The sequence below is a fragment of the Acetobacter sacchari genome, from assembly GCF_017377715.1.
GTDB classification, from domain to species: Bacteria; Pseudomonadota; Alphaproteobacteria; order Acetobacterales; family Acetobacteraceae; genus Acetobacter; species Acetobacter sacchari.
In genome coordinates this window covers 1-12,519 of sequence record NZ_JAFVMF010000024.1, presented here as the reverse complement: position 1 = coordinate 12,519, position 12,519 = coordinate 1, and the positions used below count along the sequence as shown (strand labels likewise).

Sequence of the window (12,519 nt, the reverse complement as noted above, 5' to 3'; positions counted from 1 at the left end):
CGCCCCTCAGTTCATTGTTCGGTCAGGCGACATGGCCCGTTCCCATTTACTCCCGGCCCCAGGCATATCCCCCAAGTCTCCCTGGCCCGTCGCAATGGGCGCAGGCTTCGCATGCATGAAAGGACCTGCCTTGTCCGCCGCCATCGCACGCAATTCAAACGGCGCTCGAGGATCACGCAGGACCGCCTTCCAGAACTCCAGGGGCGTCAAAGTCGAATAATCGGCGATGACCGGCCCGTTCCATTCCTCGGTGGTCTGCGTCTTCTTTTTCCGGCCGGCACCCGGACGGGCTCCACCGCGCGCCATGACCTATCCCCTTTTGAATAAATTGATTGTTTTCAAACACAGGCGAAAAATCTGCGCGTGAGACTGGCGCGGTTAGCGCCCCCGATCCGGCCCAGACTTTCGCACCGCCCCCACCCGGTCAGGCAGAGTCCACGTAAACCGCAGAAATCAGCCGATTTTCATGGTTTTTCGACAATCGCAGTTCTGATCGCGCGGGCTCGCGCCGTCTTGGTCGTGTGGCACGACCCGCAAAGCAGCTGGACGTTCGACGGATCGAGCGGAGCGCCGCCGTCTTTCAGTTCATGGACGTGATCGCCAAACAGGCGCGTTCCGGTCCGTCCGCATTTCTCGCAGGAACGTCCTCGCTTCTCGATCAGGCGACGCATGAGATCGCGCCACGGCTTAGAAAGGTAGAAGGCGTCAGCACGCTTGGGCGGCGGGACCGCGATGCGGGTGTCGATTGAACGCACCACAGAAGCGACGCAGGTCAAACGTGGCCGCATCCCGCGCATCTCCAAATAAAATGGCTTTACGATAGCTAACGTCGTAGCTTTACGGAGGGGAAACCTTCTCCCGAGTTCATCCAGATATTAGAATCATCCAGATAAACTCAGCCCAGAGCTCAAAAACGTCGATGAGCCATCTATGTGATCAAAATCAATCGTCTATATATTCCATGGCTGCACGCATTTTAACACCCGGAGCCTGCTCAGAGCTTCCCTCAAGATCAATTAAATTTCCATATCTTTTTCCTTCGAGATTTATAACAGCTCGATCTACTCCAAAAACTGAATTTCCAGATAATTTATTATTGTATGGAAAAGTTTTAATCTCTGCTTTTATATTATCGCCATCAAGACTGTATGATCCAACATACGCCATTGTAGTGTCGCCACCATGCACTTGCCCGTCATGCAAATATGCAGCGCCGCTACCTTCACCCAACCGTGTATGAAACCGAATGTGGTATAGACCCTCTGCAAGAGGCATTTGCTGTTCCTTTCGATGATCAAAACGGAAAGTATTTTGAGGTGCGAGAAGACCAAAAAGTTACCCCCGCACGTAAACCTAATTCACAGAAACTCACCTGACCAGCTCTAGTGGACCATGCCGTCGTGTTTCCAAACTATGCAATCGTCAAACAAAAAAGGCCGGGCAACCGTCTGGCTGCACGACCCCTGATGATGGTCCTAAAAACACTGCATTTTGGAACATTTGGAAAGGGGAAAATTGACCTGGCCGAAGATTTTTCTGGTGATCACCGCTAACCCACTGGAATGCCAGCGTTTAGCGGTGACATGGCTCACGCTCATTCGCGATCCTATGTCACGCCAGCTGAAAAGATGACGACGGCTGATCGGATGAACCATCATCCAGAAAAGCACGACACGGCGTTGCCCGGCGTCCGTGATCCACGACACCCACTCCAGCGCTTCATCCATCTGACTGATTGCAGCGGCAGACGGGATGACCGGACGGATCACGTCCGATCCTGTCAACGTCAACAGATCTTCGAGCTCCATGAGCGTATCGCCCCACGACGCGCCCTTGCTGGACGGGCGCAGACCATGCGCCGGAAGCGCCGCCAACGTGCAGGCCGCATCGAGCAGACGCTGCTCAATCCACACGACCATTTCCGCGCCTGTCATCGAGCCATCGACCGCCATCATGCGGCGCGCGCACCGCTAAACTCCACCAGCTGCGGCTGCGGCCCCTTCCCACCCGAACGCATCCACTCGCCCATGGCCTTCTGCCACGCATCCTGCGCCAGATGATCCGCCACCTTACGCGGCGCATGAACGTCAAACCGCTCGATCGCCTGCGCCACAGCAGGTTTGAAATATCCCATGTGCGGAGGCACTCGCCCGGCGCCACGCTCACGCGCAGTCACGGTTTCCACGGTCTCGACCACGACCTGCTCGATCTGATCCGCCGTCATGCCGCGCTGCAGCCCGTCCGCCGCCCATTGGCGCGCCACGTGGTAATCACCCCTGTCGCGGGCCAGATCGAACCCGGCGGCTTCGAACGCCTTGGGGCCGATGCGGTGATACGCCGCGTCAATCTCGGCCTTCGTCGGTTCCCGAGCTATAGCTACAGCTTTTATACTTTCAGTATGAGCTAGCTTAGCTAGGGAAACCGACGCGCCGGTTTGGGTTTCCGTTTTGGCTTTCTCTTTCACGCTCACGCCTCCCGCAATGGCCATCGGCGGCAGATGCCGCTGGGCCGGATCGCTTCTCTCTGTGACCTGATTTTTTCGCGGTCGCCCGCCCTTTGCGCCGTTCGCCCGGTTCGCCAGCGTGCGCCGACTGGCCTGCTGATCCGGCCCGTATCCCAGCGTGCGCGTCGCCGCGTCCCAGGTAATCAACTGGGTTTCACTTTGGGTTTTCAAATGGGTTTCCAGTTCGGTTTCATCCATCTGAAACCGAATGCGCGCAACGTCCGCCAGCGACGGCGCCCGGCCCATGCCAAACGTCACCACGTCGTCGACGCCAAGCTCGCGGATCAGGTTGATCAGCGCGAGCCATATGCCAACGGCCGCAAACCCGAGGGCCTGCAGCCGTATGTCGCCGCCCATGTCCAGCAGCTTCGCTTCACGGTTTATCCGGGCCATCTCAATACGCCTTCAATCGAAACCCATGGGACAATTTCTCGACGATCTGCCGCTCGACCAGATGCGCGAGCGCTCCGTCCAGTTCGTCGCCGCGCGCCGACAGAAGCCGGATCAGTTCGTCACGCGACACCGCACGCCCGGCGCCCGGCTGGCGAAGCTCCGGCATTACGTCGGCGATATCGGTCAGCTGCAGCCACGCGGCGCGGGCGGCGAGCGGCAGCAGCGCCCAGCGCTGGTCCAGCATCACCGCCCGGACATGGCGGCCATAGCGTTGCTGTTTCGGACTCATGCCGCCTCCATCATGTCAGGGCGCAGCCACGCCGGACTCAACTCGTCCTCATGCGCATCGCGGAACCAGGTCGTGTGATCGGTGAAGCGAAGCGGGCACGTGCCGGTCGGCCCCTGCCGGTTCTTGGCGAAGATCACGTCCGCCCTGCCCTCGGACATGCTCACCCGTTGCGCCATGGCGCTGCAGCGATTGGCGTAGTCCTCGGCGGCTTCCTTCTCTTTCCGCGCAAGGCCGCCATCGGCCATTTTCTTGAGGTAATAATGCTCGCGATGCAGGAACAGCACGACGTCCGCGTCCTGCTCCACCGCGCCGGAGTCACGCAGATCCGCAAGCTGCGGCCGCTTGTCCTCGCGCCGCTCGTTCTCGCGGTTAAGCTGCGCCAGAACGATGATCGGGATCTGCAACTCCAGCGCCAGCTGCTTGATCTGTCGGGAGACCAGCGTGATCCGCTCATACGGGCTCATGTCGGCGCGTTCCGAACCCGACGACATCAGCGAGATATAATCGACGACGATCAGATCCAGCCCCTTGCGGCTGCGCGCCATGCGACGGGCGCGAGAGCGCAGCCGGGCCACGGTGATCGCAGGCTGGCTGTCGATCTCCAGCGACAGGCCCGCCGCCGCGCGCTCCCCGGCTTCCAGATCGCGCCACTGCCAGTCCGACAAAGGCTCGCGCTCGCCCGTCTCGACGTCTTCCGGAATATCGTAACGACGCCCGGTGAACACCGACTGCGTCGACAGGTTCGCCCAGGCGGCGCCAGCGCGCGCGCCAAGCTGCTCCGCCTTCATCTCGCCCGACCAGAACAGCACCGAACTGCCCGCCGCCGCCGATCGCGTGGCGATGCCGAACCCCAGCGACGTCTTGCCCATGGCGGGGCGCGCGCCCAGCACGTAGATCGCCGTCGGCAGCAGCCCGCCCGTCATGCGGTCCAGCGCGCGATACCCCCATGACGCGCCCGCCAGACCCGTGCCGCGCGCCGAGGCCTCCAGCGCGTTCAGCCGCGCGGCCTCGATCGACGCTTCAAGGCTGACCGTGGGCATTTCTTCCGCCATGCCGCGCGCCAGCGCCAGCAAACTGCTTTCCAGACCGTCAACAATGTCGGACGCCGACGCGTCGCCCGGACGGCAGCACAGATCAAGCGTCTCCGAACACGCCCTGAACAGCCGCCGCCGCAACCACGCGTCGCGCACGGCGGCGGCGTAATCCCGCGCGTTGATGATGCCCACCATCGCCCGCAGCAACGCGCCCAGAACCTCGCCCGAGGACTGGCGCCCAAGCAGAACGTCGCCGTCGATATGCGGCCTGACCGTAATCGGGCTGGCCTCGACGTTCTGATGCACCAGCTTGCGACAGACCTCGAAGATACGGCCATGAATCGGAACGGCGAAATGCTCCGGCTCGCAGATGTCGTCCACGAGCTGGAACGCTTTGTTGTTCGTCAGGATGGCGCCGAGCAGCGACTGCTCCGCCGCCACGTTCTCAGGCAGCGCCCGGAACGCGTTCGTAAAAAGACCTTCGTCGGACATGGCGGATCACGCGTCCTTCACGGGGCGCGCAAGCGGCGCGAAGCGCGTCAGCGGCGCCATGAAGCCCAGATGCGCCAGAACCGGGGCAAGCCCGCGCCGCGCGTTCACGATGTTGCTCAGATGCGAGACGCTCACGCCAAGTTCTTCGGCGGCGGCACGCTGGCTTTTGCTCGCACGGATAAAACTATTCAGTTTTTCGTAAACGACCTTGCCCGCGACCAGCGTCTTCGGATCGGCGATCACCGGATAACGCACCGTCACCGCCAGACCAAGCGCCCGCGCAACCTCTTCATGATACCGCGCGCCGTCCTGCGCATCGTAAACCTTGCGCGGACTGACGCCGTGCGCCCGCGCGAAAGCCGTCACGCCGCCCGCCGCGCGGATCGCCGTATTCAGTTTTCTGTAAAAATCCTTCGGGTGGATCAGCTCTTCCGTCATGTCACAACGCCCTCATGCGCCGCATGCGGCCAACGCGGATGATCGTCATGCCGCTGGACGTGCGGACCTGCCGCCCCAGATCGGCCGGGACGCGATGGCTTGCACGCAGCGCCGCCGGGTCCAGTTCCCGGCGCGGGATCGAATACGGATGTTTGCGCGGGCGCGCGCCGAACTTACGCGGCGTGGGCATGGGCCGCTCTCCTTGCATCGCGCTTTTCGCGCTGTTTACGGGTGAGGCCAAGAATGGTGCGGCGCTGATAGATCGCGCGCTCCGAAACGCCGAGCCTGCGCGCCTGCATCGCAACGCTGACGCCGCAATTGGCCAGATGGCGCAGGATCGGATCAATCGTGATCCAGTCGCATGATTCCCGCGTCATTACGCCGACGCCGCCACAATATGCGGCCGCGTTCCGGCGATGATCTTCGTCATCCCGGCGGCGATATGCTCGGCCACGCTCTTGACCCGCTGCATATGCGCCAGCATCGCCTGCGCCTCATGCACATCGACGACGCCATCTTCCAGAATCTCGAACCCCTTGCGGATCGCGTCGGACGTTTCCTCGGTAAAGCGCTGCATGTCGCGCGGCAGATGGCCTTCCCCGAACTGCGTCGGCACGAGCATATAGCCTTCGGCGTGCGCCATGGCGGACAGGATCAGCGGCGCCTGCGCGCACAGATCGAGCATGATCGCGACATCGACAGGCACGATATGCGGGCGGTCACGATTGCCGTAGTCCGACAGGTTGGATTTCCCGACGCGCACGACGCAAGCCGCAGCGTCCAGACCGCCGCAGCGCCTCACGGCTTCCTTTGTTGCGGTCTTGATCGAGGGGATCGGCATCAGGCCAGACCTCTCGCAGAGGCGCAGGCGGAGCCGTTGGCGGCCCCGCCTGCTTCGTCCATCATGGAGCTACAATTAACCTTAGAGGACGATTCGAATGTCTGAAGGCGTGAAACTGAAACAAGATGGAACTGTCGACGCGAGCAACATAACAGCGTTCTCAACATCAATCGCCGCACAAACAATAATATTCCTGAAACTGGAGTCAGCAACCGCCGCCAAATATCTTGAGCACGGCGACAAAATCGACCAATTTTTGATGACGCCATTACAGGCGATGGAGATCGCGGACGCACTGAAAAATGCGGCACAAGCTGCTCTTTCATCCATCTCCGGCTCACCAATGAATTGAGATCGCCCGGCGACAGAGCATCACAGCGCTTCACCGCTTCCTTGGCGGCGGTTTTGACCGAGGGGATCGGCATCAGGTCAGCCCTCCCCCTTCACAACCGCACCCCGCACCGTCACGACATCCGCGCCCCGGACCGGCAGATCGAACGACAGATCGCCCGGCTGCACGCCCTCCACCTCAACACGGCTCTCCGCAATCAGCCGCAACGCCCCACGCTCGTTCTTCGCGTAACCCCGCGCGATCAGCAGCGCGCCAAGGGAGAGCGCCTGCGGTTCAGGCTGAACCTCCGCCGCATCCGGCGCGCCAGCCGCAGGCAGAGGACGACGCGGCCGTCCGCCCCGCGCGAAATCCCGCCGGGGCAGAGCGCGCTGGACGGCGCAGGCCGCCCCGGCGCAACCGCCCCCTTCCGCCACCCACTCAAGCGCGCGCTCAAGATGCGAGAACAGCGCGTCGTCGCTCGCCCACTGGCGCTGTTGCGACAGGCGGTAAAGCTCGAAACGGAGCGTTTCCGAATGACGACGCGAAAAGCACGCGCCAGTGTGACCGCTATGAGCAGTGTTCATGCTTCACCTGTGGGGGTTTTGTACAAGCGCTTTCGTCTAGCCAATCTACCGCTCTGTCCCTGTACTCACCGTTCAGTCCGTGGTCGTACAGGTCAGGCCTCAACTCGGCGCGGGGTATCCCGGTCACACGCTCAACAGCAATGACACGCGTTGCGGGAATGTGGGTCCACCTACAGACCGAGGGAGCAGAAATCCCTACCCGCCTGGCGAGGGCGGACACTCCCCCAGCCGCATCAATCGCTCTTGCAGTCGCTTTTGCTCTCATATCTACAAATTAGCCACCAGCTAATATGCGACGCAAGGGAAAATTAGCCTCAGGAAAATACGACACAAAAAAAATGTGCAATCACGTCATAATGACCATGGCCGAGCGCTTGAGAACATTGCGAGAACACGCCACACTGAGCCAAGCTGAGGTGGCTGCCGCTCTTGATGTATCTATTCCGACAATTTCGGAATGGGAAAAGGGAAAGAAAAAGCCAAGTAGGGAAAGGATACCCGGGTTGGCAAGGCTCTATAAAGTGAGTTCCGACTATATTCTTCTAGGAAAAGATATTGATCTTAATACGCCAGAAGTAGACGACATAAACGAGCTTGTAAGACTATTCCGCTCCGCTGATCAAAAAATTAAAGATGCCGTCATCACTATACTGAAGTCATCGTCTTCCTAACGTTATGTAATTTTTTCTTATTATCTCTTCTAGGGAGATTACTTGGCCTTTCAGGCACTTCTAAAATGTTTTCGTATGGGATTTTTGTTGTCGCATAATCGGTCGGCAATACTATTCCGAACGCTCGGCACCAAATAGCCGCACACAAGTAGGCATCTTGAGCTGCATCGTGATTGATTCTATCGAGACGAAATCCGATACGCGCTGCACAAGAAGCCAATGATGCAGGATACTGCCCTTGGGCTTGAGCCTCCCGCATAGTGCATTGGGTTTCTATATTTGGAAATTCACTACCACACTTTTCAAACTCTGCTTTGAGAAATTTCAAATCGAAATCTGAATTGTGGCACACTATCGCGTCACAATCCGAAATTATGGATTTTATTTCTTCTATTTTTTCAAGAAATATTTGCTGGTGACGAAGAACCCAATCATCTATTCCATGCACTTTCTCCGCCTCTGGATGAGATTTTTTCATTGGATCAAATATAAAATGACTTGTGCTAATTTTTATACTACATCCATGACGTGATATTAGTTTTATCATTGCCAGAGTGACTATTCGATCGGTGCTATGTAGTCCTGTGGTTTCCACATCAATGAATAGAGGTTTTTCGACATATCGCAATGTCAGCGGCGCACGTGACCCAAGATCAGATTGAATTCGGATCTTACCTGAAGCAGGTCGAAGATGAGCGGGGGGTCGCCCGCTATCCTTGCGGCGAGGCGAAGATACCCTTCCCCGCCTTCCCCCGACAGCTAAGCTAAGAAAGATAGATACGACGGCCAAAATCCAGATCAACTCAAACGGCTCCGTTTCATTCAATCGCACGCTGTTACAAGAATATTACCAAAGGGAATTAGCTTATGGCTAATTTTTGCTTGCAGAGTTAATTAGCTTATGGCTAATTTCTTTTATCGATATCCGCGATGGAGCAAGCCATGCCCCCAGTTGTCTAGGGTCTCTAAAGAAAAGTCATCAACATCAAGATTAGTTCGTCGGAACCACGACGAAGAGAATCCAGCGCACACACTCGCCGGAAAGCGATAATTCTCCGAGGGGAACTGATAAATGCAAAACACTCAAAATAGCTTCTTTGTGCCGTGTCCGCTGTCACCAATGCTCTCCAGATTACCTCCAGCCTTACAGGTCCGAGCGATCGAACTACGCCAGCAAGCGCTATGGTTGCGTCAGAGCGAGCGCGCAGCTTTGGACCGCGCGAACGCTCGCGACGCCGCGATGTATGGTGACCACGCGGCGGCGATCGAAGAGGAAATGGAAGCCTACCTGTTGCCCTTCATGACCGCGCTTGAGGATGCAAAAGGCGAGCTTCCATCTAACGTGATTCGTTTTCCGGGAGGACGGCCATGAGCGATTCATTGTGGACTTCGCGCGAGTTGGCGGAGTTTTTGCGGTATCAGGAGAGCACGGTGCGGCGGCTAGTGAGCCAGCACCCGGAGCGACTGCCGCCGCGAGTGGCGGGGCTCGGACGACCGCGATGGGATGCGGAGACGGTGAAGCGGTGGGCGGCTATGCCTGCGGCCAGTGGCGCGCGGCGGGGGCGGCCGCGGGTGGTGCCGGGGTTTTGAAGGGGGGGGGGGGCGTCGCGGCAGAAATTCGAGGCTGCTCTCGCCCTTCATGTTGATCATTAAAGCGAGTAATCTTATCTAAAGAAAGCCTACATCTACGCCCCACCCTTGCCGTCTTTAGAGATTTTTTTCAGTGAAATTGTTTTATGGCGTAGGTCCTTGATAGGGTGAAATTTTTGGAAAATTGATGGCATAAAATTCTTTGTACCAATCGTGAAGGTCTTTGACAGTAGAAAAATAGCGCCGCTCGAAGACACCTACACCTGGATCGGAAGCAAGGAGCCTAAGCTCACTCGATTCCGTTCCAGCCAATTCGTAGAGCTTATCAATGTAATATTGGAAAGCTTCTGGGTTTAATCCCACTCCGCTTTCAGTCTCGATAAGATTTCTGACATAGTCTTTACATGTTATGGGACGACCTCCGATCAAGTTAATCTTCTCAACAGCGCAATCAGATTTCTTAAAAACGCGACTATTACAAACTTGGTTCGAATATATATCTAATAAAATATTCGAATGTTCGTACCACGCTATGTGATGACATAGGCTATGATAGTCTAGCAGTGTATCGTCATTCGCAAACTCTTGGCACAGAAGCCTCCGCAGATTTTTTCGACTCTCATGGAAGATGTCTGATGGAACTCCTTTGAATTCAACAAGACAAAAACTTAAGTTGTTGCAAATCATCTGATCGGCAAGAAATACATCTTGCCCTGAAAGCGCTGTAGAAAAGCTTCTATCCTTCCCGTCAATTCTGCAGTTCTGCAAGAACCGATCAAAATCTTGAGCAACATTTTCTTCATCTGGCATGACAACTCGTAATTTCAACAAACCCGATTGTACGAAACTCTTTCGCGTCGGATTATTTACATGACATCCCGATATGTCAACGAAATCATTATAAGTCCAGCGTATGCGCGATTGCAGTCAATTGCGGATAGACAACTGCCTTCCACGAAGGCGCCAATATGCGCGGTGACCCAACCGCCCCCTTTTTGTACCCCGCACTCAACGGCGCGTGAGAACGACGCTCTGTGGACCGCTCACGATATGGGCGCGTCTTCGTCGTATCAGGAGATCAGGGTGCGGCGCTAGCCAGTCAACACATCGAGCATCTGCCGCCTCGCCCGGCGAGTTTGGGGTGACCGCCGCGGGAGACAAGGAAGGCCCCGGGTTGCAAATGGCCTCAGATAGCAGTCCGCCTAACTGATGCTCGCTTACAGACACGCATCATCACTCACGCAAAAAATAAAGACACCCTAGAAAACGCCGCCGCACTCAACCACAGTCGTAGAATTAGACAGAAGGCGTCCAATTAACTGACCCAGCCGGCAACACAGTCATACGAAAGGTGCATATATACCGTCATGCAACAAGACACCTTCACATGAATATGGCGTAACCACTATGCGGGCCAGTTTCTATGGGGTTACTTTACGACCATGCAATTAACCTGATAGGGTCGTGTTCGTATCTACATAGTGATCGGATGAACGCGCAAGACTGTTCCCCCAAAGAGCTTCCATGAGATGGGTAATCAATATTGATCGGCCAATATCGTCTCCAATTTACGAAAGCGATCTAGAATGCGCCTTATTTATCTAACCACCAGAAAACTTTATGGCACACTAAATCTCAATCTGAAATTTTTTTCTGACTTAAATATTTTAGTTGGTATAAATGGAAGCGGGAAGACAAGCGCGCTCAGCGTTATTGATTGGTTGCTCACGCTCAATTTAGGCAAACTTGCGACCGTGCCTTACGAGCAACTTTCGCTCACGATAGAGCTCAATAGCATAGTTTATGTGATCTCTGCAGATCGAAGCGACGTCCAAGTTGTGATCTATCTCCAAAGTGACGCTGATTTTTATGAGCCTATTTCCGTTTCTCTGAGGCAGGGACTAATAACCAGAGATGCTGAAACCTACTACAAAAACCTAAGTCCAGAAAAACACGAATTAAAAGCTTGGAATTTTATAAAGAGTATAAAAAACCCGACAATAGTTTCTCTTGAGAGGACTATTACCGCAGAAATTGAAGACGAGGTTTACCTCGACAGACCGTCATCGTCACGAGTACGTCAAACCAAAAGGCCCACAACTCCAATAGAGTATGTTCAAAGAATTTTTGCTGATAAATACGCAGAGTATCGACAGGCTGCACGCATAAATGATGCCACACTTAAATCTGAAATAATCCTTGCTGCATTGGACAGTCCACTGAATGACGAAATACTCGGGCATGGATTTTTTCTGCCTGCGGAAAGCACGGAACAACTCGAAGAGAAGGTCAAAGGCTATCTATCTGCCTCAATTCCGGACCAGAATGTTGAAATATTAGTTCAACGTTTCTTTACTTATTTTAGGCAGCTACAAAAAGAAGTTGAAAATAGCACTGAAACGTCTGATAAAGTAATGAATTTAGTTCAGTCTCAGTTTTTAAAAGTTGACAAACTTGCCCGCGCTTTTGCTACATTTGAGCAGGGAAATGCGCGCGCTTTCTCGCAAATAAAAGCATATCTAAATTCGGTTAATGAGTTTCTGAAAGATAGCGGAAAAAATATTGTTGCTGATGATAATACCGGCATGCTTGCCTTCACCGATATAAAGGCATCAACACCACACACACTTAGCAGGCAAATTAGCAAACTATCCTCTGGAGAAACTCAAATTATCATTTTATTCGCACTGATTGCCTTTGAAGCATCTGAACGCTCGGTCTTTATCGTGGATGAGCCGGAATTATCTCTACACCCTAAATGGCAAACGGAATTCATGAATTCTTTTTTGAAACTATGCCCCAAAAATGCACAAATATTTATAGCAACTCATTCACCAGAAATTGTCGCTGGCAGAAGACTTTCTTGCGTATTTTTCTGAGGTATTCGGTATGGATAACCATGAGTCGGCTTTTCCTCAGAGGAGCGCAGGCGGTCTAGCTGCCGCAGATATTTTTTACAGAAATTATAATAATTTTAATTTCTATGTGGAGGACCAAGACAAAGAAAATTTGTATTACGAGATATTACGAAAAATATTTCCCTCGTTGCGGTTTGATAAAATTTTTCCCCTTGGAGGGAAGTCTAATATCATTGTTCATGCGCGAGACAGTGCAAACGCTTCATTACCTAATAGAGTCTACATTGTTGACAAGGATTTCGACGATCTCCTCCACAAAAAAGAGACTATAAGTAATGTTTTTTATTTGAACAAATTCTGTATTGAGAACTTTCTTATACAAGAAAGCGCACTCATAGAAGTGATTGTTGAATCATGCCCTACAGAAAAGAGAGACGATATAAGAGCCTGTTTGGAAAATCACGGGTGAGCATTTCTGCGCATGAGATTGGCGCC

General features: G+C 54.6%; 21 protein-coding genes. 6 read left to right on the top strand and 15 right to left on the bottom strand.

The window, feature by feature from the left end:
- Positions 1–6 precede the first annotated feature (6 nt).
- The 11 genes from J2D73_RS17205 to J2D73_RS17155 form a co-directional block, all read right to left on the bottom strand.
- Entirely contained in the window at positions 7–306 is a 300-nt protein-coding gene (locus J2D73_RS17205) for a hypothetical protein (protein ID WP_207883338.1), read from the bottom strand.
- Positions 307–464: 158 nt separating this feature from the next.
- Positions 465–788: an HNH endonuclease signature motif containing protein gene (locus J2D73_RS17200; protein WP_243430060.1), complete on the bottom strand. Its 324-nt coding sequence runs from the start codon at positions 786–788 to the stop codon at positions 465–467.
- 154 nt (positions 789–942) lie between these two features.
- Entirely contained in the window at positions 943–1,275 is a 333-nt protein-coding gene (locus J2D73_RS17195; RefSeq protein WP_207883334.1) for a GrlR family regulatory protein, read from the bottom strand.
- Between the two features lie 200 nt (positions 1,276–1,475).
- Positions 1,476–1,955 (bottom strand): DUF6362 family protein, encoded by a 480-nt coding sequence (locus J2D73_RS17190; protein ID WP_243430059.1) that lies wholly within the window; start codon positions 1,953–1,955, stop codon positions 1,476–1,478.
- Positions 1,952–2,896 carry a hypothetical protein gene (locus J2D73_RS17185; RefSeq protein WP_207883332.1) on the bottom strand — a complete coding sequence of 315 codons (945 nt, stop codon included), beginning with the start codon at positions 2,894–2,896 and terminating at the stop codon, positions 1,952–1,954. Before J2D73_RS17185 ends, J2D73_RS17190 begins: the two co-directional genes overlap by 4 nt.
- Before the next feature lies 1 nt (position 2,897).
- Positions 2,898–3,185, bottom strand: coding sequence for a hypothetical protein (locus J2D73_RS17180; protein WP_207883330.1), 288 nt, complete (start codon positions 3,183–3,185; stop codon positions 2,898–2,900).
- Positions 3,182–4,711 (bottom strand): replicative DNA helicase, encoded by a 1,530-nt coding sequence (locus J2D73_RS17175; RefSeq protein ID WP_207883328.1) that lies wholly within the window; start codon positions 4,709–4,711, stop codon positions 3,182–3,184. The genes J2D73_RS17180 and J2D73_RS17175 overlap by 4 nt, the downstream gene beginning before the upstream one ends.
- A gap of 6 nt (positions 4,712–4,717) precedes the next feature.
- Entirely contained in the window at positions 4,718–5,149 is a 432-nt protein-coding gene (locus tag J2D73_RS17170; RefSeq protein WP_207883326.1) for a helix-turn-helix domain-containing protein, read from the bottom strand.
- A 1-nt stretch (position 5,150) separates the two neighbouring features.
- A complete protein-coding gene (locus J2D73_RS17165; protein ID WP_026399003.1) occupies positions 5,151–5,339 on the bottom strand; it encodes a hypothetical protein in 189 nt (62 codons plus the stop codon).
- Positions 5,323–5,526 (bottom strand): hypothetical protein, encoded by a 204-nt coding sequence (locus J2D73_RS17160; RefSeq protein ID WP_207883324.1) that lies wholly within the window; start codon positions 5,524–5,526, stop codon positions 5,323–5,325. The genes J2D73_RS17165 and J2D73_RS17160 overlap by 17 nt, the downstream gene beginning before the upstream one ends.
- Positions 5,526–5,990 (bottom strand): hypothetical protein, encoded by a 465-nt coding sequence (locus J2D73_RS17155; RefSeq protein WP_207883322.1) that lies wholly within the window; start codon positions 5,988–5,990, stop codon positions 5,526–5,528. Before J2D73_RS17155 ends, J2D73_RS17160 begins: the two co-directional genes overlap by 1 nt.
- Positions 5,991–6,087: 97 nt before the next feature.
- Between J2D73_RS17155 and J2D73_RS17150 the strand changes: the two genes are divergently transcribed.
- Complete coding sequence (locus J2D73_RS17150; protein WP_207883320.1) at positions 6,088–6,342, top strand: hypothetical protein; 255 nt, start codon at positions 6,088–6,090, stop codon at positions 6,340–6,342.
- A gap of 77 nt (positions 6,343–6,419) precedes the next feature.
- Here J2D73_RS17150 and J2D73_RS17145 read toward each other — a convergent pair whose 3' ends face one another.
- Positions 6,420–6,905 carry a hypothetical protein gene (locus J2D73_RS17145; RefSeq protein WP_207883318.1) on the bottom strand — a complete coding sequence of 162 codons (486 nt, stop codon included), beginning with the start codon at positions 6,903–6,905 and terminating at the stop codon, positions 6,420–6,422.
- On the bottom strand, positions 6,889–7,170 hold the full coding sequence (locus J2D73_RS21190; protein ID WP_207883316.1) for a Cro/CI family transcriptional regulator: 282 nt from the start codon (positions 7,168–7,170) through the stop codon (positions 6,889–6,891). The genes J2D73_RS17145 and J2D73_RS21190 overlap by 17 nt, the downstream gene beginning before the upstream one ends.
- Before the next feature lie 91 nt (positions 7,171–7,261).
- Here J2D73_RS21190 and J2D73_RS17135 point away from each other — a divergent pair, with 91 nt between their 5' ends.
- Complete coding sequence (locus J2D73_RS17135; RefSeq protein ID WP_207883314.1) at positions 7,262–7,576, top strand: helix-turn-helix domain-containing protein; 315 nt, start codon at positions 7,262–7,264, stop codon at positions 7,574–7,576.
- Here J2D73_RS17135 and J2D73_RS17130 read toward each other — a convergent pair.
- A complete protein-coding gene (locus J2D73_RS17130) occupies positions 7,551–8,378 on the bottom strand; it encodes a 3'-5' exonuclease (protein WP_207883312.1) in 828 nt (275 codons plus the stop codon). The genes J2D73_RS17135 and J2D73_RS17130 overlap by 26 nt on opposite strands.
- A 270-nt stretch (positions 8,379–8,648) precedes the next feature.
- On the opposite strand from J2D73_RS17130, the gene J2D73_RS17125 reads away from it, so the two are divergent.
- On the top strand, positions 8,649–8,948 hold the full coding sequence (locus tag J2D73_RS17125; protein WP_207883310.1) for a hypothetical protein: 300 nt from the start codon (positions 8,649–8,651) through the stop codon (positions 8,946–8,948).
- Positions 8,945–9,166, top strand: coding sequence for a hypothetical protein (locus J2D73_RS17120; protein WP_207883407.1), 222 nt, complete (start codon positions 8,945–8,947; stop codon positions 9,164–9,166). The genes J2D73_RS17125 and J2D73_RS17120 overlap by 4 nt, the downstream gene beginning before the upstream one ends.
- Positions 9,167–9,310: 144 nt before the next feature.
- Here the strand turns inward: J2D73_RS17120 and J2D73_RS17115 are convergent, their stop codons facing one another.
- Positions 9,311–9,976, bottom strand: coding sequence for a hypothetical protein (locus J2D73_RS17115; RefSeq protein WP_207883308.1), 666 nt, complete (start codon positions 9,974–9,976; stop codon positions 9,311–9,313).
- Between the two features lie 776 nt (positions 9,977–10,752).
- Between J2D73_RS17115 and J2D73_RS17110 the strand changes: the two genes are divergently transcribed.
- Positions 10,753–12,045 carry an AAA family ATPase gene (locus J2D73_RS17110; RefSeq protein ID WP_207883306.1) on the top strand — a complete coding sequence of 431 codons (1,293 nt, stop codon included), beginning with the start codon at positions 10,753–10,755 and terminating at the stop codon, positions 12,043–12,045.
- Between the two features lie 10 nt (positions 12,046–12,055).
- Positions 12,056–12,493 (top strand): DUF4435 domain-containing protein, encoded by a 438-nt coding sequence (locus tag J2D73_RS21295; RefSeq protein ID WP_207883304.1) that lies wholly within the window; start codon positions 12,056–12,058, stop codon positions 12,491–12,493.
- Positions 12,494–12,519 lie beyond the last annotated feature (26 nt).